This is a genomic window from Pseudoalteromonas luteoviolacea NCIMB 1942 (assembly GCF_001625595.1).
In the GTDB taxonomy this organism is placed as follows: domain Bacteria; phylum Pseudomonadota; class Gammaproteobacteria; order Enterobacterales; family Alteromonadaceae; genus Pseudoalteromonas; species Pseudoalteromonas luteoviolacea_A.
Map to the genome: position 1 here is coordinate 22,964 of NZ_AUXT01000183.1, position 21,248 is coordinate 44,211.

Below are 21,248 nucleotides of genomic sequence, written 5' to 3' on the forward strand. Positions count from 1 at the left end.
TGTAACATAATCTTGTTTCCTCTGATTAAATACTGCGAGTAGCTATACTGGGAGAAATATTGGCGGCCCGCTTAGCTGGTTGATATACAGACATTAAGCTCATACCTAACATCGCAACCCCGGTATAAAGTACAATTGACCAATCCAATGCTGGGATGTTGTATGAGGCCATCAATTGTCCACCTAAATACAGCGCTGCGATAGAGCCAGCAATGACACCAAATAACGTCACCAACGTGTTTTCAACTAGAAAGTAGCTGAAGATGGCAGACTTTCTTGCACCTAGGGCGCGGCGCGTGCCAATTTGTTTAGTGCGCTTGCTAATGTTGAAATGGGTCAAACCAAATATGCCCAAAGCAGTGATAATCACTAAAAATACAATCAGCGCCACCAGCATTCTTATCATCAGCGTATCACGTTGATAGGTTTGCGCCTTTGCTTCATCAAGTCCTTTGACATCAATAATGACTCGTTGGCGCTCATTTTCTAACAGTAAAGGCTCAATCAACTTCATGATTTTTGCTCGTTTACTTGGCTCTGTTTTTACAATGACACGCTGGTACATCCTGCTTCTTTCTATTGGAATAAGCATGACATTGTCACCCATTTTAGAGTCAGGCCACTGGCTTTTCATGGTTTCTACAATGCCAACAATCTTCATCATATTGTCGCCACTATAAATAAACTCATTGAGTCCTTTACCTTCTCCAAACAGCTTGTTTGCAACGGCGCGGCTTACAATAGCAACAGAGGGAAATTGACTATCTGTCCCATCACTTTCATCCTGAGGTTCAAAATCTCTCCCCTCACTAACTTTGAGGCCAAACGCATTTACCACTCTGTGATTTGCTTGAATATAGCCGCTGTCAACGCGCTTTCCTTGCATTTCATCCGGGTTATCACTGATGATCCAAGACCCACCACTACTCGACAATGGAATTGAGCTCACAGTCATGGCTTCGATGACTCCATCAATTTCTTTTAGCTTGGCCATGTCTTCTTTAAATTGCTTCGCTCGGTCAATATTTCTGTTGTAAGTCAGTACTGTAAAAGCAATGATACCTTGCTCATCATAGCCTGTATCTTCACTAAGCTTATCGACTCTATCCGACACAATAGATATCGCGTTGCTCACAATGGCCAAAGTAACGGCAATTTGTAAAATCAGCAGTAAAGCCCCGGCTTTAGAGCGCATCAAGGTATTGAGAATAGGTTTAATTTCTGACATTTTCAGCACTCCCCTATTGAACTTTTAAGTGGGTTGCAGGTGAAGTTTTACACACCACCCAAGCTGGAAACAGACCCGCCAACATACACGCAAAGATGGCTATGACAGGAGATATAAGCAGCATCATCCAATCCATTTTCGCGATCCCCACGTAAATCGACATGGTTTCTCGGATCCCAATGAGGCCTAGCTGTGCAAGCAAGATACCGACTAAGCTGCCCAAAAATCCAAGGAGTGCAACTTCAACTAAATGTTGATAAAAAATCTGCCTTTTACTTGCCCCTAGCGCACGTCTTACGCCTGCATCTGGTGCGCGTTTCAAGAATTTAGCCAATAGCATGCCTAATATATTCGCCAAACATACCGCTAAAAACATAAAGCTTAGGCCAACCAAAATCTTATTATCCGGATCAACGACCTGATTGTAGCCAAGCCACTCATTAACATTTTTAAGATTGTAATCTAGTTCCTTGCGATTAAAGCGTCCTAACTTTTGCTGTTCAAACATGTGATCCATTAAAAGTTGTTGGTAGCTTTTTAGTTGCGATTGGGAATTTATCTCCACCCAAAACTGCAACCAAATCATTTCAGAATTAAGGAATTGCGCATACGAGCGTGTTTCTTCATTTTTCCACGCATTGGTGTTACCCCAGCTATGAAGCTGATACGCTTCAATATGGCTAAACGGAATGAATATGTGTTCTGCTCGTTGAAAAGGGCCATTGTTTACATCATAAAACTTCAGTGATGGCTGCCAAGATTGGGTTACACCAATCACTTCATAGCTGCGCTCATCCAAGTAAATTGACTCTCCGAGAACATCCGTGCGTTGGAATAACCGCTCTGCTAAATCTTCGCTAATAACAGCAACTGGCGCAGCCTGTTCGCTTTGTGCTTGAGTCCAAACTTCTCCGTGTAAAAACGACAAACCAAACATGGAGAAAAAATCTCGCCCTGTGATCCGTACATCTTGAATAAACGGAGTACTGCCAGCCTTATCTATATGGACGGCAGCGCCAGACTTCATCATGGCTACCCGCTTGGTCAATGGGGAGTTTTCCATCAAATACTTAGCATCTTGATAGGTCAATTGAGTAGGTACATCATCATGCGTATTCCAAGTTTGCCCGTCATCCATCGTCTGCAATTGCACAGCGTATAATTGCTCACTTTTTTGTGGGATCGGATCTGCACTCATCATGTGATACACAGATAGCGACGTCATGGTGACACCAATACCAATTCCGATTGCAATAATCATCAACAGACTGATTAATGGTGTGAGCTTTATATTTCTCCATGCCAAATCAAAATAGTGCACCAACATGCTAAACCTCCACAGACATTTGTGGATTAACATGAGGCGCCTGAGTCCCTTGATACAAAGTAAAGTCAGCGACTTGGCCATCAACTATTTGAATATTACGCGGCGTTCTTCTAGCCAGTTCAGGGTCATGCGTAACCATAACGATGGTCGTGCCAGCGCGATTTAGCTCTTCAAGCAACGTCATGACTTGTCTTGCCATCAAACTGTCGAGGTTGCCGGTTGGTTCATCAGCAAGTAGAAACCTTGGCTCTCCGGCCAAAGCGCGTGCAATCGCAACACGTTGCTGCTGGCCACCTGACAGCTGCTGAGGCAAGTGCCTAGCTCGCCCAGCTAACCCAACCTGTTCAAGGCAGTGCTCGACACGTCTTTTTCGTTCTTTGGCTTTTATACCTCGATATCGCAGCGGTACTTCTATGTTTTCGAATAAATTTAGGTCTGGTATCAGATTGAAGCCTTGAAATATAAATCCAATTTTTTGATTTCGCAGATCCGAGCGCTGATTGTCGTTGAGTTTGCCGACATCAATCCCATCTAACATATATTGACCTGACGAATATGACTCTAACAACCCTGCAATATTTAAAAACGTTGTTTTACCTGAACCTGATGGCCCTGTTACGGCAATAAACTCGCCTTCATTAACGGTTAGATTAAATTCTCTCAGTGCCTGTGTTTGCACCATTTCTGTTTGGTACAATTTGCCAATATTTTGCATGTTCAACATAATGATTGTCCTTTTTAATATCTAATGAGCACTGAATCTGCTTGGGTAAACGCATCATATCCAGAGACGATGATTTCGTCACCCTCTCTTAACCCAGCTTTGACTTCAATGTCTTTTAAACTGCTTGAACCCACTTCAATCGACACTCTTTGTGCCATATTGCCCTGAAGCCGATAGGCGAAGTGCCCACCCACATTCAAAAATGGTCCACGCTTAACTTTTAATACGTTTTCTTTGTTTTCTAATTGAATACGTGCGAGTACACGTTGGTTTTGACGAATACCCGAGATATCTTGACGCCTGAATTTAACACGGGTCGTGACCTCTCGATTGTTTACTTCAGGTGAAATCGCACTGAGCTCCCCAATCAACTCCTGAGCCCCGACTCTCATGACGACTTGCATCGCAAGTCTGAGTTCGTTGGCGTAGCTTTCTGGGACTTGCAACTCAACTTCATATGCAGATAAATCGACTAGACGCATTAAGGCCTCGTTTTGAGAAACTGCGGCCTTGTTTTGCACCAATAAGTTGCCAACAATCCCCTCCACCGAAGCTCTAATTTCAAGGTTGTTTACACGGCGTTGAATTTCTTCGACTACAAGTCTTTGTCTTTCATAACGATTTTTGGCAGAGGATAATTCGAATTTTAAAGTGTCCCGTCCAAGCGCAGCTTCTTGTTGAGCATGTGCGTAGTTTAGCTTTGCACGCGCATACTCGTCCTCCGCTTGTTCAAGATCTATTTGGCTGATTAAGCTTGCTTTGATGGACAGCTGAGCGCGGCGGTTTTCCCGTTCAGCGGCTTGTAACGAAACACTCGCTAAGTCCAATGACTTGGTCAGTGCCAAGTCTTGACGGCGGGACTCTAACTTTTGCCTCTGCCACTCTCCCTCTAAACGAGTCAACTCTGATTGTTGCTGTTTGAGTTCATTACTAAGCTCTGGGCTGCTGAGTTCAACAATTAATTGGCCAACTTCAACTTGGTCACCGGCTTTAACGTGCAAGGTTGCAACACCGACTTCTGGACTGTACACCGTTGGCGCATGAGCTGCGACTATTTTGCCATTTGCACTGACTTCTCGTGTGAGTGTGCCCAATTCAACCCTAGCAATATCCAAATCTTGCTTAGCCACAGACAACTGAGCCGTTGTCTGTGTCATTGCACCATAGCCAAGCGCAGCCAGTAAAACGCCTAAGCCCAATCCAAATACTCTTTTGCGTTGCCAAATAGCACGTCGAGTACCTACAACAACGTCTTGTCCGCGTGTGTCCTTTATCATGGTATTTCCTGTAATTGGGTATATTGAAATAAAGGAATACCAATACCATGCCAATTTTAACTAATTGTTTTTAAGTTGTTTTTAATTTTTATTGAATCACATTTCTGTCCGCGGACAGAAAATGTGTCCGCCGCGGACAGGTGAGAGGACGCGAATGATTTTGAGTGCGTGAAAACACATAAAACGCTATAGTGAGTTAAAAATTACAACGAGATACCATTTATGCGTACCCTAATTTTCATTGCTCTAAGTTTACTAACGATGCCAGTGGTTGCGGCACCAGACAACATTGTTTTACTACGCCACGCCGAAAAGCAAAAGGGAATAGATCCCTCTTTGACTGCTAAAGGTATAGCGCGAGCCGAACGCTTTGCGCAAATGATGTTGCCACTGGAGCCAACCAAGCTCTACGCGACGAACTATAATCGCACCAAAGCAACCTTAGCACCTTTGGCTGATATGATAGACACACATGTTGCCACTTATGACGCCGGTAACTTGGATGGTTTTGCCAGAGAATTAAAGCTAAAGACTGGCACCGTTGTTGTCGCAGGCCACAGTAATACCACTCCGGTACTCGTGAAGCTACTTACTAACCGAGATGTCGAAATTGACGAAGATGAGTTTCATAAAGTGTTTATTGTTACCTTTGTGGATGATGAACCTCGACTCGAGATAAAAAGCTCCGATAAATAGTACCTCGAGAACAGTACATTACACTTTATTGGTGTAATAAAGTGTAATACACCTCGACCGCTTTTGACCCTATAGTGGACTCTATCAGGTTCATATAATTTGAGCGCATATCTAGCGAAGCACAGCAATTTATTGTTGCACTTGACCAAAAAGAAGATGGTAGCTACGTAGAAGGCAAATTGAAGTGCAACACCGCGAATCTAGATGGCAAACTCGCATGGTGCCCTGACTCAAAGTAATTCCCTTTTAAAACATGCAATCAATACGTCGATAATGGGCCTAGGCATGGGCCTTTTTTCTTTTGTATTCCTATAACAAACTAAATAAAGCGTCTAAACCATTTTCAATATCTTGTTCAGCTTGGCCTGCAAACCCCAAGCGGATATGTGTATAACATGCTCTTGGACTGTGACAAAAGCTCTGCTCTAGGTGTGCATTAATGCCTGCTTGCAATAGTTTTTTAGGTAACTGAGAGACGTCTTGCTTTAAATCGACCCAATATGCCATGCCGCCTTGTGGCTTAATATATTCAATATCAAACCCTTGCTTTTGATAGCTTTGGAGCAATCTGTCCATCACATCACAGCGCTGTCTGTATAACTTTGTCATTCGCCTTAAGTGTCGCTCGAAATTCCCTGCGGCCATCCAATCTGCAACTGCCAACTGCATTAGCGCGTCATTTTTGTGATTTACGATCTGTTTTAATGCAATGAGATGTTTAAGCACCGCCTCAGATCCTGTGACGTACCCCATACGCGCACCAGCAAACATAATCTTGGAGAATGTGGCGAGATAAATGACGATTTGTGCTGGGTCATTGGCTGCCATAGGCTGCAACGGTGGACAGCTGTAATGAAATTCATGGTCGTAATCATCTTCAATGATAAAAACCCCATGCTGAACACATAATCGATATATTTCCATGCGCCGTGACACTGGCATAGTCACGGTTGTTGGGTATTGATGTAGCGGAGTTAAATACAGCAATTTCACGCTGTTTTTTGAGAGACAACGTGCTAAGGAGTCGACGCAGAGCCCATGTTTATCTTGTTCAAGATCATAAATTTGAGCGCCAGCGGCTTGAAATGCTTTTCTTGCTGGTGGATAGCCCAGTGCTTCCATTGCCACTCCCAGCCCTGCTTGAATAAAAGCCTGTCCGATAAGAAATAGTGCTTCTTGAGAACCATTACATACTAAAATATCGTCACATGTTAGCCCTCGTGCAGTACGCAAATAGTGTTGTAACTGAGTCCTTAAAGACAGTTCCCCGGCAACACTTTGATAGTGTAATGATGCTGCACTCGCATTTCGACAGACTCGGTTCATGCTACGGCGGAACTCGTCGAAGGGAAAAAATGCAACATCAGGTAACCCTCCTGCGAAGTTATATTTGTATTTTGTTGGTAGGGTTAGATCTTCGTGCTCCACCGTATATGCAAACTGCGGGTTAATTGGGCCTGTCTCGTCCGTTTTCTGCAAAGTTCCCACACTGTCAACAATCGGGAGCTGCGTATTTACCTGATAGCCTTTTCTAACCCGAGAAAGCAGCCAACCTTCAGCCACAAGATTTTGCATTGCGGTCATCACTGTGTGTCGATTAACTTCGAAAAGTAGCCCCAATTGACGCGCGGAAGGTAATTCATCACCGGGTTTTAACTGACCGGCCTGGATCGCTTCGCGAATTTGGCTTGCAAGTTGAACATATTTAGCTTGTTGAGTGTTACTGTCTAAAGGCCTACCTGAAAACATAATACCTGCTACTAAGTATAAAGCTTTTAATACACTACAAAACTCTGTTTCCCAGTACAAGCTGGTATAGCTAATTTTTTAAATCTGGTTGTTTTAACCAACCCAGAAGTGGATATGCTAATAGCCATACCTTGTGAGATTTACCCCACACTACTAGTTCATTGCACGTGCGAAAGGAGTTTTTATGTTTGAAGCAACTGTATTATCCACAGATAAAGTGTGCCTAGAACCTTTATCAGAAAAACATTTAGAACAGTTACAAAAAGTCGGAGAAGCTGAAGCAATATGGCGCTGGGTACCAAGTAAATACTGTGCAACACCAAAAGTATTAAAAGACTGGTTTGAACAAACGGCGCAATTTGATGCCAAAGAACAAATTGTTTTTGCCATTATTGATATAGCAACAGGTGCCGTGACCGGCAACACCCGTATTTTTCGCCTTGATGAAGATAATTTGCAAGCCGAAATTGGCCACACATTTATTGGCCTAGAATGGCAGCGCAGCCATATCAACACTCATGCAAAGTACTTACTGCTACGACATGCCTTCGATCAATTAGGGCTAGTGAGAGTTGAGTTTCAAACCCACGAGCAAAATCATAAATCTCGCAGCGCGATTGCCAGATTAGGTGCTCACTTTGAAGGGGTACACCTAAAAAATAGAAAGTTACCAGATGGAAGTTTTCGTAACACCGCACGTTTTAGCATCACCGATGACACGTGGCCAGAGGTTAAATCGCGTTTGGAGGGCTGGTTATGAGTTACCCTCCAAAAGACTATGTTGAATCAAACAAAGTTGAGTTATTTGACATCATTGAGCGATACCCATTGGCAACGTTGTTTTGCCAATCTCATGACATGGACCATAACATGAGCACCCATAGCTGTCATATGCCGCTGAGCCTATGTAAAGAATCGCTCACGCTATACGGCCATGCCAATCCAGAGAATCCATTAAAAAAGTTTAAAGGCAAGCAAATACACTGCGTCTTTCATGGCCCCAATACATACCTTTCCCCTGCTCAGGTAAATAGTATTAAGTTGCCAACATGGGATTATGCAACTGTTCATATCCAAGCAGCGCTGCATGAGATTGAAGAGTTTGATAAACAGGTAGAGGTTTTACATCATATGCTCATTGCTTTTGAAACAAATTCTCAGCCATGGCAATTGAGTGCGGTGCCAGAAAAACAGCTAATTGCCATGTGTAAAAGCCTACTGTTCTTTGAACTCAAAGTAAAACATATCACTGGCCAATTTAAATTAAGTCAAAACAAACCGGCTGAAACACGAAGCGAAATAGCCAACCTGTTAAGCGCCTCGAAATCCGAAATGAGTCCATATTACCAATAGCTTAAGAGGCGCTACCAACGCGCTTCTTGCGCCCTTGTGGTGGCGCCAAAAATTGCAACACCATCACGGCATTTATGATAATTTAAACATCGAGTATTCGTATCCAATGCAAATGGAGAGCACAGTGGAAGTTTTAGCTCAAAAACCCTATTCGTGATCACTCCTTCGTGACGGAAATGAGTATATCTTCTCAGCTGTTCAAGGTGGTCATGCAATAACTAGCCGAGAGATTACCCCAATCGCACGAGAAGTTAGTTATACGAAGCCTATGGCGAAGAAGTTTTAGACAACTTGGCAAGGCAAGTTAATCAGTGAAGCGTTTGCTGTATGGCACAAAAAGGGGACTGGCTAAATACCAATGCAAAAAAACCGCCCAAAGGCGGCTGGTTGGAAACTTAACAACAAGTCACAAGGAGAATTTTTAACTACTGTTCAATCAATTTGTTTGGGGCAATCTCTATTTTTCTTGGCTTCATCGCTTCAGGTATTTCTCTTTCTAGGTCAATCACTAATAAGCCGTTTTCTAATTCTGCACCCAATACTTTTATATGGTCACCGAGTTGGAACTTTCGCTCGAAGTTACGCTCTGCAATACCTTGATGAATAAACTTTCTTTCTTGTTGTGCATCTTTATCGCTTTTTTCACCGGTTACGATGAGCGTATTGTTTTCTGACTGCAACGACAGCTCTTGCTCTGAAAAGCCTGCCACTGCCATGGTAATTTGGTACTTATCTTCATCCAAAGCTTCGATGTTATAAGGAGGAAATCCAGATTGCTTTTCGGAACTTCTTTGAGCAGAATCCATCAGTGAAGCAAGGTGGTCTAGGCCAATAAATGAACGATAAAGTGGTGATAAATCTACTGTACGCATAATAATATCCTCGTTAAGCGATAACAATGCTATTCACCCTCAAAAAATGAGCAATAAATAGCTTTAAAAACATATGGTTATTTAAATTTCAGGCCCCTATCGGCGACCTCATAAACATATCTATGGACACATCACTTTCTTTTCAAGGATTATCTTGGAAAAAATTTTTAATTATTTTTAAGATTTTGAATTTAAACAATTAAATAAATTGTGAAATTTGATTTGTCGCTACTAGCTAGTCAATTACCAGCAGCGGATCTTTGAGCCCAAAAGAAGCCTTACAAACCTAAAATAAGGTTGTATCAGGTTTTGGAGCGTGTTCTTTAAATAAAAACCTCAGCTCCTGAGGAGGCTTTTTTAAGCTTCCAAGAATAGCACTGATTTTTTCAGCATTATCACCAAACTCCTCAATCAAACCCACCAAGTTATCACTGGAACTGGCAATAAGTTCGTCCAGATCATTTTCATCTTGTAGATCAAATTGAGAAATTAACCCTGAATCAAACAATTGTGTCTTTAGTTTACTGCTTGATTTAAATTTTGCGTCTTTCAAATTTGCCAATATTTCTTTATTGGTTTTCTCAATGGTTAAAATTTGAGCTACCATATCAGCCCGACGACTAAGGTTGCTAAGAGCAAGTTCCAATGCATCCATAACATGAGCGCAAATGTCGGTTAACTCACCAACATTTTTAACCAGTAAAATACTGCTACTCCAATTAAATACCATGGGACCATGCTCAAACTGATGGATACGCTCAAAATCCTCGTGATGTAACAACAACTCTCTCTCTAGCTTAGCTACATTGCCTGACGCACTCCCAATCTGTTCTCGCCCTTTAAAATGCACAACAGCACGCATGTCTAAATTTGTCATTGTGTTGATAAACACCCTTTGCAGCGCATCAAAGTCACTGCAAAAATGTGTCGCTTGCATAAATAGACTAATTGATTTCATACACGCATTTTGCCGTTGCAGATCGAGTAATAGAGATTCCTTTTCATCAATATCAGCATGCGCTTCGAAATAATCGTGATCCGCTTCTAATATTTCCACGACCTTGGTTTTGAGCTGATCTGGATGAGTGGTTTTACAAACGTATTCATTGGCGCCTATCTCAAAAGCTTGCAAACGACAATCTGACGAAGACAAATTTGATATAAAAACAATGGGGGTGTGGCTCAGATGCTCAATTTTCCTCAGTTCCGAACAGGTTGCGTATCCATCAATACCTTCCATGATAATGTCGAGCAAAATTACATGAGGCTTAATTTGAGTGGCAATACGAATGCCCTCTTCACCACTGCAAGCAACTGACACATCATACTCACAGAATGTTTGCTGTAAAAGCGCTCGATATGTTTTGTCATCATCAATTACCAAAACACGAGTTGTCATTTTAGGTCCCTTTCATTAACTAGCCTAATCAAAATATAGACGGAAAATTAAAAAGCATGTGTTTCTGCCTGCCATTTATTCCTCTATGTCTTTGCTTTGTTCTTTAGTACATCTGAGATCTGTACTTTGCGATAAGGTTTAGTGATCACTCCATCAAATGCAACTCTCAGCTCCCGCTCTCGAAAGATATCGGCGGTGACTGCAAATACGGGTTTTGATGGGCATATGGCTTTTATTTGTTGTTGTGCTTCTAGGCCCGACATACCTGGCAGATTTATATCCATTAAAAAGGTATCATATTCATTTAAATGTGGACTGCTCAACATACTCTCTGCACAATCAAAGATCTCAAATCGGCACTTTAATTGTTTTAGGATCGTCTGCATTAATACTTGATTCAATGGATTATCTTCAACAACACATACGTATTGATGACAAGGTACTTGTGCGTCAGTATTTATTGTTTTCACTTTTGCCTTTGCACTGGCTATGGGCAAGGTAATACGCACGATTGTTCCTTTTTTGAGCTCACTGCTTAAATGAATACTACCGCCCATTAATGTAACCAGCCCTTTGCATATACACAGCCCAAGACCTGTACCCTCTTTTTGTACAGCCCCCACTTGACGGTACTTGTCGAACAATACTCGCTGGTCCTCGTCACTAATACCAGCTCCTTGATCTATCACTTCTATCGAAAGTTTGTTATTCACTTTTTTGGCAACTAACTTCACGGTAAGGTTCGCTTGGGTATACTTAATAGCGTTACTCAAAATATTGGTCAAAACTTGAGTCAACTTGGTCTTGTCTAGGTTAAAGACAGCCTCATTTAATTCAGAGGATATCGATGACTCCAAATTAATATGTGCTTTTTTGGCATTGACCGTCATCATCGCCAATACATTACTAATCAAGTTCGATATCTCTGTAGGCTCAGGCTGCAACTCCATCTTTCCAGCATCAATTTTCTCAAGATCCAATACTGAATTCACAATACTCAACAATTGCTGAGATCCAAAGTCGATATTTTTTACATAGTTGGTTTGTGCCGCACTTAAGCCTGTTTGTTCTGATGATTGCAGTAGCAGTTCACTAAATCCGAAAATCGCATTGAGCGGCGTTCTAATCTCATGACTAATATTGGACAAAAACTCATCTTTGGCCTGATTAGCCTTGGAGATTTCTTTAATTCTTTTCCTGAGTTCTAACTGGGCTACAACTTGTCTACCTAAAATAGTCAACGCGTTACGCTGCTCTGCGTTTAACTGCATGGGTTTTGGGTTAATCACGCACAAAGTGCCAATGGCTTGGCCTGAAAATGACCTCAAAGGTGCACCTGCATAATAGCGGATTTTTGGTCCACCAGTTACTAAGGGGTTGTCAAAAAACCTAACGTCTACCGACGCATTACACACTTCGAACACTTCGTCTTGCAAAATGGCGTGGGCACAAAATGCGAACTCTCTTGGTGTCTCAGAGGCATCTAGCCCAACTTTAGATTTAAACCACTGTCTTTGACTATCAATCAAGCTGACCAACGCAATGGGCGTGCCGCATAGTTGCGACGCCAATTCCGTGATTTCATCGAAACAATGCTCGGCCTCAGTGTCCAATACTTCATATTCATGTAATGACTTTAGTCTTTCACTTTCATCATCGGGTAACTTAGCTGCTTTCACAAATGATCCACCTTGTTGTACTGCGCTTCCACCTATAAAGCTAGCAGTGACTAACATAACTGCCTAACTTATCAGCTACGAATATGGTAATTTTTGTTTCAGCATAAAATAAAGTAAAAAAGGGCCACATAAAATATGCGTGCCCTTTGGGGTTCTCTAAAGAGATTGTGAACAATTAAAGTGCGTGTTTATTGAATCTGTTGCTTCAATTTTAAAACTTTATATTCATACCCGCATAAACATATCGCCCGAGCGTGTCATATGTGTATGGGTCGGTATTAGAGTCATTGTTCCCTGTGTAGTACGGTGGCTGCTTATCAAATAAGTTGTTGATACCTGCCGTTAATTTCATGCTATCGTTAATAAAGTAACTACCTGATATATCGTGATATACAATGCTTGGTAAACTTGGCGCGTAGCAGCTACTTGGGTTATCTATGCATGCAAAGCTATCCATAGACGACAAATATCTAACTTTATAGTTTGCATTCCAAACGTCCGACTTCACCGCTAGGTTAAGGCTTGATTTGATATCTGCATAACTACCTAAGCCAGAGGTTATCAGCCCTGTGTAATCAATGGTTTCGCCAGCCATTGTTACTGTACGCTCATTCAGAATCGACGTATCTAGACCTGCATGCCAATTAAGCCCCATCGCTTCGAAGTTGTAAGCAAGATTAATGTCATAACCTTGCGTTGTTTCGTCACCAATATTTTGCAACTGATTGTTGAACGTTGCTTTACCATTGGCTATTTGGATGTTTGCCGATTGGCACACTGCCAAGCCTTGATTAATTAAATTACCCGAGCTGTCGACACAACTATCCACGATATACTGATTGTTCACTTCGCTAATCGCGTTGGTAATCGCGATATCAAAGTAATCAACCGTCAATGAAAGACCTTCAATAAAACTGGGCTCATATACCAATCCGAAAGTCAGCGTATCCGCTTCTTCAGGCGTTAGACTTGCGTTACCTCCTACAATAACTTCCGCTTGGGTATCTAACAATGGATGAGAGATCTGTTCAAATGAAGGCGACTTACCACCATATAACTCATCAACGGTCGGTGCTCTAAATGCGGTTGATTTCACCCCTCTAAACATAAGCTGGTCGTTAAGCTTCCACGTAAAACCCAATTTCCACGTCGAATCACTGCCAAAGCTTGAATAATCGAATGCGCGTACTGCCGCACTTAAGTCTAAATTCTGTGCAAAAGGTACATCTGCCAATACAGGAATAGCAAATTCTACAAAAGCTTCTCTGACATCATAAGAACCGCTGGTAGGTTCTACTTTCGGGTCGTTAGCCAGCCCTTGTGAAGTTAATGAGTCAGGTGTATACCAAGCTTTTTCAGTGCGCTGTTCGATACCAGTCGCAAAACCAAGGTAGCCCGCTGGTAACTCAAGTATGTCTCCCGCAAGAGAGGCACTTAGATTGAGCATCTGGCTGCCACCGGTATTTTGTTCCGTATAAATGTAATCGGTCATGTTATCTGCCGACCAAGAACTTTGATCTAGCGGATTGAAATTGCCTAGCTCTATATCTTCTGTAAGACTTCCAATGTTGTGCAAGTTTGAAAGCTTGTCTACCGAATCATTACGGCCAAAGTTAACCGCAACATCCCAGCTCCAATCGTTAGCTAACAGGCCTTCAACGCCAACAACTGTTCTCACCGTGTCGACTACCTGTGCAAAGTCTCGAGTGCCAGTGTCCGTCATACGACGGCGATAGTGAATTGAGTCGCCATACTCAGCACCATGCTCTAACAAATCATCACCCATGGCTTCGGTGTACGTAAAGTCAAACCACACTGGCTGCGCTGCCATTTGTTGTTCAGACCAACGCTTTGAGTACATAGCCTCAGTAAATAATATCGTGTTGTCATTTAGTTCGTAATTCAGGTTACCCGTGATATTCAGCCGCTGCATTGGCGTGTACAAGTAACTTTCAGCTGCATAATTATAAGGGTCTGTTGCAGGGTTATACTCTGCATAATTACCGTCTTTGTCCCCTTGCAACTCCTTACCTTTTTCTAGATATAAATGACCATTAGGAGTGATAGTCGAGCCACCACAAGCCAAAGCACTGCCATTATCAATTTCAGTGATCGGACATTTAGAAAAGTCCCTATCCGCTTGGCTTGCAGATCCCCTTTCCATGTACTGAATACCAAACACCATATTACCGCGGTCAAAGCTAGTTCCCACAGTTAAGTCTACGTTGTGTTGTTCAGCATCGCCTTCACCGGACACACCCGTTTGTGCGTTTAGCTCTGCGCCCTCAAAGTCATCTTTTAAAATAATGTTGACGACCCCAGCTACAGCATCAGTGCCATACACCGCAGACGCACCATCTTTGAGTACTTCGATATGCTTAATCATCGCAACTGGAATCGTATTTAAATCCACCGTCGAAGCGGCTCCTGTGCCCGAGTTGATCATTCGCCTACCGTTGACCAAAACTAACGTGCGCTGAGCGCCTAACCCACGTAAATTTATACTAGCATTACCGCCTGATCCGTTATTTACACCAGGGTTGGTCATTGCCCCCGCTGCGGCAGTGATATCTTGTAAAACATCATCAATTGTCACTGCTCCACTGGCTTGGATAGCGTCTGCACCAATAAAGGTGACCGGGCTAGCTGTTTCCATATCAGCGCGCTTGATACGAGATCCAGTCACCTCAATCTTTTCAATTTTCGCGGCGGAGTCTTGTGCAAAGACGGGCGCCGCAGTGGCCGTGGTAGACACTGCTATTGCGATACTTAACGCAGTTTTTCTCATAGATACTTTCCTAAGTTGGTATTGTTAATACTTGCCATGGCGCTTGCCCAAGACATTAGGGCCGGAAAAATGAATAAAAAATTAATAAAAGCGCAACAAACAACCAGGTTTTCAAAAGTGTTCTCAAAATGTCATGACAATCGACTGGAAAGAATAAAAAATAAATAAGAATCAAGTAGATAATAAATTTGAAAAGATAGGAAAAGGTAGGTAAAGAAGCGTTTTAGAGTGTAAAACCATGTTACCCAAGTTGATAAATATTGATTAACCCGCATTTAATATGAACTTTTTGACAACAGTCAAATAAGCTTGTTGGGTATACAAAGGCTGATTTTCTGAAAGAAAAATAAATATATTTATAAACGCTTTATTATCATGAGTTTAAATACAAAAAGTTACCATAGTTAAAAAATATTTTAATATTTGTGAAATAAAAGAAACTTAACCATGGTCTTGCTTATTGTCATTTAATTAAGGAGAAATAAATCATGACAACTTTAAGCAAACCAGCAACTTATTACCCTAACTATGAAGTAAACGCTGACGACATCATGACTGTCATTGAAGTTTGCCACCCAGATAGCCCATATAAAAAACGCGCATTTGAAATGATCCAAAACTCTCAAGTAGAAAAGCGACACTTGATCATGCCCCTTACAGACGTTGTAAAACAAGGGGATTTCGGGGAGCGTGCTCATGTATATCAAGATGCGGCCATAGAAATGGCAGAAAAAGTTGCCCGTGAAGCGATCCACAACGCTGGATTAGATGTGGATGATATTGACATGATCATTGCCACCTCCTGCACTGGGTTTATGATGCCCTCTCTTACCGCACATTTAATTAACCGTCTGTCACTACGCCCCGACACTAAGCAAATTCCGATTGCACAACTTGGTTGTGTCGCTGGCGCATCAGCTATCGGCCGAGCGTTTGAGTTTTGTGAGCATCGCCCAGACCGAAATGTGTTAATTGTGTGTGTTGAAACATCGTCTCTGTGTTTTCATAAAGAGGCTGGACGACTTCAGGATTTTATCAGCAACTCTTTGTTCGCTGACGGTGCCGCGGCAGTTGTCATGCGCGGTGATAATCAAACATGGGGGCTGAAACTGACTCACAATCAAAGTGTAACGATTGAAGACACCATGCCATATATCGAATATCAGCTAACAGATAAGGGCTTTAAGTTTTCTTTAGATAAAGACGTTATGCATTCTATTCCTCACGTTGCCCCTTACCTTCAGTCATTTTGTCAGGACAAGTTGAAAATTAATGCAAACAGTGTCGACAACACCATATTTCATACCGGTGGCAAACGTATTTTAGATGAGCTAGAGAGATGTCTGGAACTAACCCCCGACAAAGTTAGGCACTCTAGAGCATGTCTTGCAGAAACGGGGAATACTTCCAGTGTGGCTGTAATTGACGTACTGCGCCGCACATTTGACAATGCACAATCAGGAGAAACAAGTTTACTGGCCGCTTTTGGGCCTGGCTTTACATCAGAAATGAGTGTGGGTGTTTGGCAGTGATAAATTAACCCAACTACCATGAAGCAATATGATAAAAGCCATTTTACTCTTGTCGCCGAGCAAAATGGCTTTCCTGATTACTAAGCTTCTTCTTCCAGCCTCAGTAACAGCGCTTTAATATCTTCTTTGGCACCTTTAATATGCTTCTGTAAATACGCACAGGCACCATTTGTATCTTTATCACGACATAATTGAAGCAGTGTTCTATGCTCTTCTGGCGCAGTCACAATACCGCCCGCGAGTAAAATATGCATACGCACATATCGCTCAGAGTTTTTACTATAGACGGCAACAAGCTCTTTAGTTTGCGGTCGCTCTGCACGGCTATATAGCTTATCGTGAAACTCTGCATTAAGCTTACCTGTCGCCAATTGCGCATCACCCGCATTCATCGCTTCTTCAAGATCAGCCAAGATCGCTTCAGCTTCCAATAGATCTCGATTCGTTAACTTTTCAATGGAATGGCGCAGTAATTCCGCTTCAAGTAAAGCACGTAAATCGAAAATTTCGTCGATTTGCTCAGCGCTCAAACGGGTTACGGTCGCACCTTTGTGGGCTTCAAAATTAACCAACCCTTCCGCTTCCAGCTGCAGTAATGCCTCACGGACAGGAATTCGACTCACATTGAGTTCTTCCGCAAGTGCCGCTTGGCGCAGAGGCTCTCCGGCTTTGATTTCGCCACTTAAGATTTTGTCTCGAATCGCTTCGGCTACAAGTTGAGTTCTAGTTTTATGTACGATCGCCATATGGTTAATCAAAAGTTTACAGTGGCTTACATTATACGTAGCAAAATAAAAAATGCACGTCAGGCAAGATACCTTTCAAACCTGAATAATGTAAAAAAAGCCTCTTCACAGCAAGTGAACAGGCTTTACTCCACTGACAAATAAAAACACGCAACATTCTATTTCGCACCTGACCGGGCTTGAAAAGACTTGCTCTCTTTCTTTTTTAAGCTTAGCTTTGTATACACAAAGGTCTTAAAAAACGGGTCATGGCTTGCAATCCGACTGATGTTGACCTGACATCAGTTGAAGATGGGAATGGCCCACCATGATTCATCGACGCGCATATTTCAACACCTGTCGGCATTTGTCCAAGTGTAATCCGGCCAACTTTGTAGTGTAAATCGCAGATAAGCTCAGCATTTTGTGAAAGCTCCTCTTCAGTACCGTGTACACTTGCTGTTAATTGACCGGCTAGCGAATCTACTGCCTGAATAAGCGACTCTTCACTGTTATATCTCACAATCAGAGCACAAGGCCCAAAAACCTCTTCTTGTAGGTGTTTATCCGTCAGGAAAGTCTCCACTTCACATGCAAATAAATGTGCATCCGCATGGTAAGGCTTTTCTAACTGACCTTTAGCAAGCTTAGTTACGCCATCACAACTTTCAAATTCAGCAATAGCAGAAATAAATGACTTAAGAATTCCGGGCGTTAACAGAGTATCAGAGCTCGCCGCCTTAACTGCTTCGATAGCTGCGCTCTCAAACTCTGTTTGTCCAGACGGCACAAACCAAACACCTGGACTGGTACAAAACTGACCGTTGCCCATCAACATGGACGTTACCAACTTCTGAGCTAAAGCTGCTCCTTCTTGCGACGCCTTGTCTTTGAAAATGACTTGAGGATTGACACTGCCAAGTTCGCCATAAAATGGAATGGCCTCTTCACGTTTATTTATCGTTTCTATAAGTGCATTTGCGACATTGAATGAGCCAGTAAAACCGACCGCTTTAACCATGGGGTGAGCCACCAGCTGATGAGAGATACTATATGCTTTGGCTTGCAACATAGAGAATACACCGTTTGGCATATCACACTGCTTAATTGCGCTGTCTATTGCCTTTGTCATTAACTCACTGGTTGCTGGATGAGCATTATGTGTTTTGACAATCACAGGGCAGCCCGCAGCGAGTGCCGCTGCCGTGTCCCCACCTAACGTCGAAAATGCATATGGGAAATTCGATGCGCCAAAAACAGCAACAACCCCGACTGGTATATAGCCCAGCTCAGTACGCGGCTTAGGCAGCGGAGCGCGATTTGCGTCGGCTTCGTCAACATAGTTTAGATTTAGTGGCGCTAGATCCTGTTCAAGTGCGTTAGCAAAAGCACGCAACTGCGAAACGGTTCGCATGCGCTCACCTTCGAGCCGTTGACGCGGCAAGTTGGTTTCTTGCATTGTGGTTTCGATAAGAATATCACCGAGGTTCATTATCTCTTGTGCGATAGTATTTAAAAATTCAGCACGTTGCAGGTTACTCAGGTTACGGTAGGGCTTAAATACAGCTTGAGCGGCTTCTGCTGCTTGCTCTAGCTGTGCCTCAGTCGCATCATAAAATGTCGTTGGTAACTGCTCATTTGTGCCCGGGCAAAAACTTTGGAAGGTTTTGCCATCTTGATTGCCAAGCCACTGCCCAGCAATATAACTTAATCCTGTGATTGCCATCTTCGTCTCCTATAAACGATGATACCGATATCTTTAATCTACTTAGATCACTTGAAAGCCGTATGCATATGGATCGTCATCGTCCACAGTAATACAGTTTGCGCCTGTGCGTCTTGCCCAACCTTGGATGCTGGGTAAAATGGCGACTTTGCCCGCCACTTCCGTGACACCTTCTACACGCCCGATGAACTGACTGCCAATATAACTTTCATGAACAAAGTCTTCCCCTTGCTGCAACCGGCCTTGGGTAAATAGTTGTGCCATTCGGGCACTTGTGCCGGTTCCGCAAGGCGAACGGTCAATTGCTTTATCTCCGTAAAACACGGCGTTTGCAGCACTAGAGCCAGAGTTTTTGGGATCACCTGTCCACAGAACATGTGTTGCCCCGCGTACAGTCGGATCTTCGGAGTGTACGCATTCAATTTGCGCATTTACCGCTTCACGTAATTTGCGACTCATTGCAACTAGTTGATCTGCTGTAGAATTGTGGGTGCCACTAAATAGTGACTGGGGTTCAACAATAATGTAAAAATTGCCTCCGTAAGCGATATCAACTGAGAACTCGCCGAGTTCAGGCACATGAATAACTTGCTTTTCGTAGGCTAAAAACGCAGGCACATTGAAAAGTTTTACCCAATTCACTTTGCCATCACGCATCTCATAGTGCGCGTCAACACGCCCAACTGGCGTATCCAATTTAGCTAACCCCGGCTGTTTCGGATGCAATAAACCGCGTTCTAAAGCAAACGTTACGGTGCCAATCGTGCCGTGCCCACACATAGGTAAACAGCCTGAAGTCTCAATAAACAAAATACTGATATCGCCATCTTCAGTACAAGGCGGGTACAAAAAAGATCCTGACATCATGTCATGACCACGCGGCTCAAACATCAATGCTTGTCGGATCCAATCATAGTCTTTTAAAAAGTGTTGTCGCTTTTCACTCATTGTGGCCCCCTCAAGATGAGGGTGGCCACTGGTGACTAAGCGCACAGGGTTGCCACATGTGTGGCCATCTATACAAAAGAATGTGCCCCTGTTCATCGCGTCTTATCCTTAGTCGAGGTTGTACTTACTTAAATCAATACGGTTGTTAAGTGCTTCATCATATAAGCGACTTACATAACTCTTTTCATCTTCAGTCAAAGCTAAACGGGGTGAGCGCGTTTTTTCACTGCCACGACCCGCCAGCTGCTCCGCATATTTGATGCATTGCACCAAAGTTGGAATAGTGTCTAAACGTAACAATGGTAAGAACCAGCGCCATAATTCGCGCGCTTCTTCGTAACGCTCTTGCTGAGCAAGTTTATAAATAGCCACTGATTCGCGAGGAAATACGTTTGTCAGGCCAGAAATCCAACCCGTTGCACCCAACATTAAGCTTTCTAGAGCGATGTCATCTACACCACCAAACACGACAAAGCGGTCGTCGAATGCAGAGAATAGTTCACTGATACGACGTGTATCTTCTGTCGCTTCTTTCACAGAAACAATATTGTCTTCTTGTGCAAGTACACCCATACCTTCGATTGAAACATCAACGCCGTATGTAATTGGGTTGTTGTAAATCATAATGGGTAGCGATGTGGCGCGCGCTACTTGCTGATAGTGGTGAATAGCTTCTCTCTCTGTTGAGCGGTAAACCATACCAGGTAACACCATGAACCCATCAATACCGATAGTTTGTGCATCTTTTACAAACTCAACAGCCAGTGCAGTTGTTGTTTCAGCAACACCTGACAACACCGGCACCCGACCCGCAACGACTTCTTTCGCGGCTTCTAGTACCTGTCTTTTTTCTTCGGCGCGCAGTGAACAATTTTCACCGACTGTACCTAGCACGATGATGCCATGAACACCTTCTTCAACGAGTGAATTGATCATCGTTTTTGTGGTTTCAAAATTAATGCTTTCGTCGTCGTTGAACTGTGTTGTTACTGCTGGGTAAACACCCTGCCAATTTACCTTCATAATTATTCCTCTGTGATAATTCTTGCCTTTCATCATAGGTATATTGTATACAATAATCAATATGCTTTTTTGATGCTTTGCAAAAACATCCACTCAAACCATCAAAAAACAGCTTATAAACTTGTTTGTATTGAAGTTATTTATTTTTATTTTTTTGATAAGCCTTGCAATTGGGGTTGATGCAATCTGAAAAAAGAGAGAT

17 protein-coding genes are annotated in these 21,248 nt (G+C 42.8%); 4 read left to right on the top strand and 13 right to left on the bottom strand.

The window, feature by feature from the left end:
* Nucleotides 1-25 precede the first annotated feature (25 nt).
* Genes N482_RS16705 through N482_RS16720 form a run of 4 tightly spaced genes read right to left on the bottom strand, consistent with a single transcriptional unit; the run spans nucleotide 26 to nucleotide 4,556 of the window.
* Nucleotides 26-1,228 carry an ABC transporter permease gene (locus N482_RS16705; RefSeq protein ID WP_063378113.1) on the bottom strand — a complete coding sequence of 401 codons (1,203 nt, stop codon included), beginning with the start codon at nucleotides 1,226-1,228 and terminating at the stop codon, nucleotides 26-28.
* A 13-nt stretch (nucleotides 1,229-1,241) separates the two neighbouring features.
* The gene (locus N482_RS16710; RefSeq protein WP_063378114.1) at nucleotides 1,242-2,555 is read right to left on the bottom strand and encodes an ABC transporter permease; all 1,314 of its coding nucleotides are present in this window, start codon (nucleotides 2,553-2,555) and stop codon (nucleotides 1,242-1,244) included.
* Between the two features lies 1 nt (nucleotide 2,556).
* Nucleotides 2,557-3,279: an ABC transporter ATP-binding protein gene (locus tag N482_RS16715; protein WP_063378115.1), complete on the bottom strand. Its 723-nt coding sequence runs from the start codon at nucleotides 3,277-3,279 to the stop codon at nucleotides 2,557-2,559.
* A 14-nt stretch (nucleotides 3,280-3,293) separates the two neighbouring features.
* A complete protein-coding gene (locus N482_RS16720; protein WP_063378116.1) occupies nucleotides 3,294-4,556 on the bottom strand; it encodes an efflux RND transporter periplasmic adaptor subunit in 1,263 nt (420 codons plus the stop codon).
* A 222-nt stretch (nucleotides 4,557-4,778) separates the two neighbouring features.
* Between N482_RS16720 and N482_RS16725 the strand changes: the two genes are divergently transcribed.
* Entirely contained in the window at nucleotides 4,779-5,252 is a 474-nt protein-coding gene (locus N482_RS16725) for a histidine phosphatase family protein (protein WP_063378117.1), read from the top strand.
* A 309-nt stretch (nucleotides 5,253-5,561) separates the two neighbouring features.
* On the opposite strand, the gene N482_RS16730 is transcribed toward N482_RS16725, so the two are convergent.
* Nucleotides 5,562-7,001: a PLP-dependent aminotransferase family protein gene (locus N482_RS16730; RefSeq protein WP_063378118.1), complete on the bottom strand. Its 1,440-nt coding sequence runs from the start codon at nucleotides 6,999-7,001 to the stop codon at nucleotides 5,562-5,564.
* 184 nt (nucleotides 7,002-7,185) lie between these two features.
* On the opposite strand from N482_RS16730, the gene N482_RS16735 reads away from it, so the two are divergent.
* Both N482_RS16735 and N482_RS16740 read left to right on the top strand, forming a co-directional pair.
* Entirely contained in the window at nucleotides 7,186-7,761 is a 576-nt protein-coding gene (locus N482_RS16735; RefSeq protein ID WP_063378119.1) for a GNAT family N-acetyltransferase, read from the top strand.
* A complete protein-coding gene (locus tag N482_RS16740) occupies nucleotides 7,758-8,354 on the top strand; it encodes an FMN-binding negative transcriptional regulator (protein WP_063378120.1) in 597 nt (198 codons plus the stop codon). Before N482_RS16735 ends, N482_RS16740 begins: the two co-directional genes overlap by 4 nt.
* Before the next feature lie 425 nt (nucleotides 8,355-8,779).
* Here N482_RS16740 and N482_RS16745 read toward each other — a convergent pair whose 3' ends face one another.
* The 4 genes from N482_RS16745 to N482_RS16760 form a co-directional block, all read right to left on the bottom strand.
* On the bottom strand, nucleotides 8,780-9,226 hold the full coding sequence (locus N482_RS16745; RefSeq protein ID WP_063378121.1) for an Hsp20 family protein: 447 nt from the start codon (nucleotides 9,224-9,226) through the stop codon (nucleotides 8,780-8,782).
* Between the two features lie 286 nt (nucleotides 9,227-9,512).
* A complete protein-coding gene (locus N482_RS16750; RefSeq protein WP_063378122.1) occupies nucleotides 9,513-10,625 on the bottom strand; it encodes a response regulator in 1,113 nt (370 codons plus the stop codon).
* Nucleotides 10,626-10,708: 83 nt separating this feature from the next.
* Nucleotides 10,709-12,304, bottom strand: a complete 1,596-nt coding sequence (locus N482_RS16755) for a GAF domain-containing hybrid sensor histidine kinase/response regulator (protein WP_063378202.1) — start codon at nucleotides 12,302-12,304, stop codon at nucleotides 10,709-10,711.
* A gap of 211 nt (nucleotides 12,305-12,515) precedes the next feature.
* Nucleotides 12,516-15,092, bottom strand: a complete 2,577-nt coding sequence (locus tag N482_RS16760; RefSeq protein WP_063378123.1) for a TonB-dependent receptor plug domain-containing protein — start codon at nucleotides 15,090-15,092, stop codon at nucleotides 12,516-12,518.
* 488 nt (nucleotides 15,093-15,580) lie between these two features.
* On the opposite strand from N482_RS16760, the gene N482_RS16765 reads away from it, so the two are divergent.
* Entirely contained in the window at nucleotides 15,581-16,624 is a 1,044-nt protein-coding gene (locus tag N482_RS16765; RefSeq protein ID WP_063378124.1) for a type III polyketide synthase, read from the top strand.
* A gap of 80 nt (nucleotides 16,625-16,704) precedes the next feature.
* Here the strand turns inward: N482_RS16765 and N482_RS16770 are convergent, their stop codons facing one another.
* From N482_RS16770 to N482_RS16785, 4 genes are all read right to left on the bottom strand, one after another.
* On the bottom strand, nucleotides 16,705-17,370 hold the full coding sequence (locus N482_RS16770) for a GntR family transcriptional regulator (protein WP_063378125.1): 666 nt from the start codon (nucleotides 17,368-17,370) through the stop codon (nucleotides 16,705-16,707).
* A 211-nt stretch (nucleotides 17,371-17,581) separates the two neighbouring features.
* Nucleotides 17,582-19,075, bottom strand: a complete 1,494-nt coding sequence (locus tag N482_RS16775; RefSeq protein WP_063378126.1) for an aldehyde dehydrogenase (NADP(+)) — start codon at nucleotides 19,073-19,075, stop codon at nucleotides 17,582-17,584.
* A 42-nt stretch (nucleotides 19,076-19,117) separates the two neighbouring features.
* Nucleotides 19,118-20,119, bottom strand: coding sequence for a 4-hydroxyproline epimerase (locus N482_RS16780; RefSeq protein WP_063378127.1), 1,002 nt, complete (start codon nucleotides 20,117-20,119; stop codon nucleotides 19,118-19,120).
* 12 nt (nucleotides 20,120-20,131) lie between these two features.
* Nucleotides 20,132-21,046 carry a dihydrodipicolinate synthase family protein gene (locus N482_RS16785; protein WP_063378128.1) on the bottom strand — a complete coding sequence of 305 codons (915 nt, stop codon included), beginning with the start codon at nucleotides 21,044-21,046 and terminating at the stop codon, nucleotides 20,132-20,134.
* Nucleotides 21,047-21,248: the final 202 nt, after the last annotated feature.

Excerpts from the sequence above, each read along its gene's own strand:
- N482_RS16720 (WP_063378116.1), bottom strand. The coding sequence starts at position 4,556 with ATGATAAAGGACACACGCGGACAAGACGTTGTTGTAGGTACTCGACGT.
- N482_RS16740 (WP_063378120.1), top strand. The coding sequence starts at position 7,758 with ATGAGTTACCCTCCAAAAGACTATGTTGAATCAAACAAAGTTGAGTTA.
- N482_RS16765 (WP_063378124.1), top strand. The coding sequence starts at position 15,581 with ATGACAACTTTAAGCAAACCAGCAACTTATTACCCTAACTATGAAGTA.
- N482_RS16705 (WP_063378113.1), bottom strand. The coding sequence starts at position 1,228 with ATGTCAGAAATTAAACCTATTCTCAATACCTTGATGCGCTCTAAAGCC.
- N482_RS16725 (WP_063378117.1), top strand. The coding sequence starts at position 4,779 with ATGCGTACCCTAATTTTCATTGCTCTAAGTTTACTAACGATGCCAGTG.
- N482_RS16775 (WP_063378126.1), bottom strand. The coding sequence starts at position 19,075 with ATGGCAATCACAGGATTAAGTTATATTGCTGGGCAGTGGCTTGGCAAT.
- N482_RS16710 (WP_063378114.1), bottom strand. The coding sequence starts at position 2,555 with ATGTTGGTGCACTATTTTGATTTGGCATGGAGAAATATAAAGCTCACA.
- N482_RS16745 (WP_063378121.1), bottom strand. The coding sequence starts at position 9,226 with ATGCGTACAGTAGATTTATCACCACTTTATCGTTCATTTATTGGCCTA.
- N482_RS16770 (WP_063378125.1), bottom strand. The coding sequence starts at position 17,370 with ATGGCGATCGTACATAAAACTAGAACTCAACTTGTAGCCGAAGCGATT.
- N482_RS16780 (WP_063378127.1), bottom strand. The coding sequence starts at position 20,119 with ATGAACAGGGGCACATTCTTTTGTATAGATGGCCACACATGTGGCAAC.
- N482_RS16785 (WP_063378128.1), bottom strand. The coding sequence starts at position 21,046 with ATGAAGGTAAATTGGCAGGGTGTTTACCCAGCAGTAACAACACAGTTC.
- N482_RS16715 (WP_063378115.1), bottom strand. The coding sequence starts at position 3,279 with ATGTTGAACATGCAAAATATTGGCAAATTGTACCAAACAGAAATGGTG.
- N482_RS16730 (WP_063378118.1), bottom strand. The coding sequence starts at position 7,001 with ATGTTTTCAGGTAGGCCTTTAGACAGTAACACTCAACAAGCTAAATAT.
- N482_RS16750 (WP_063378122.1), bottom strand. The coding sequence starts at position 10,625 with ATGACAACTCGTGTTTTGGTAATTGATGATGACAAAACATATCGAGCG.
- N482_RS16735 (WP_063378119.1), top strand. The coding sequence starts at position 7,186 with ATGTTTGAAGCAACTGTATTATCCACAGATAAAGTGTGCCTAGAACCT.
- N482_RS16760 (WP_063378123.1), bottom strand. The coding sequence starts at position 15,092 with ATGAGAAAAACTGCGTTAAGTATCGCAATAGCAGTGTCTACCACGGCC.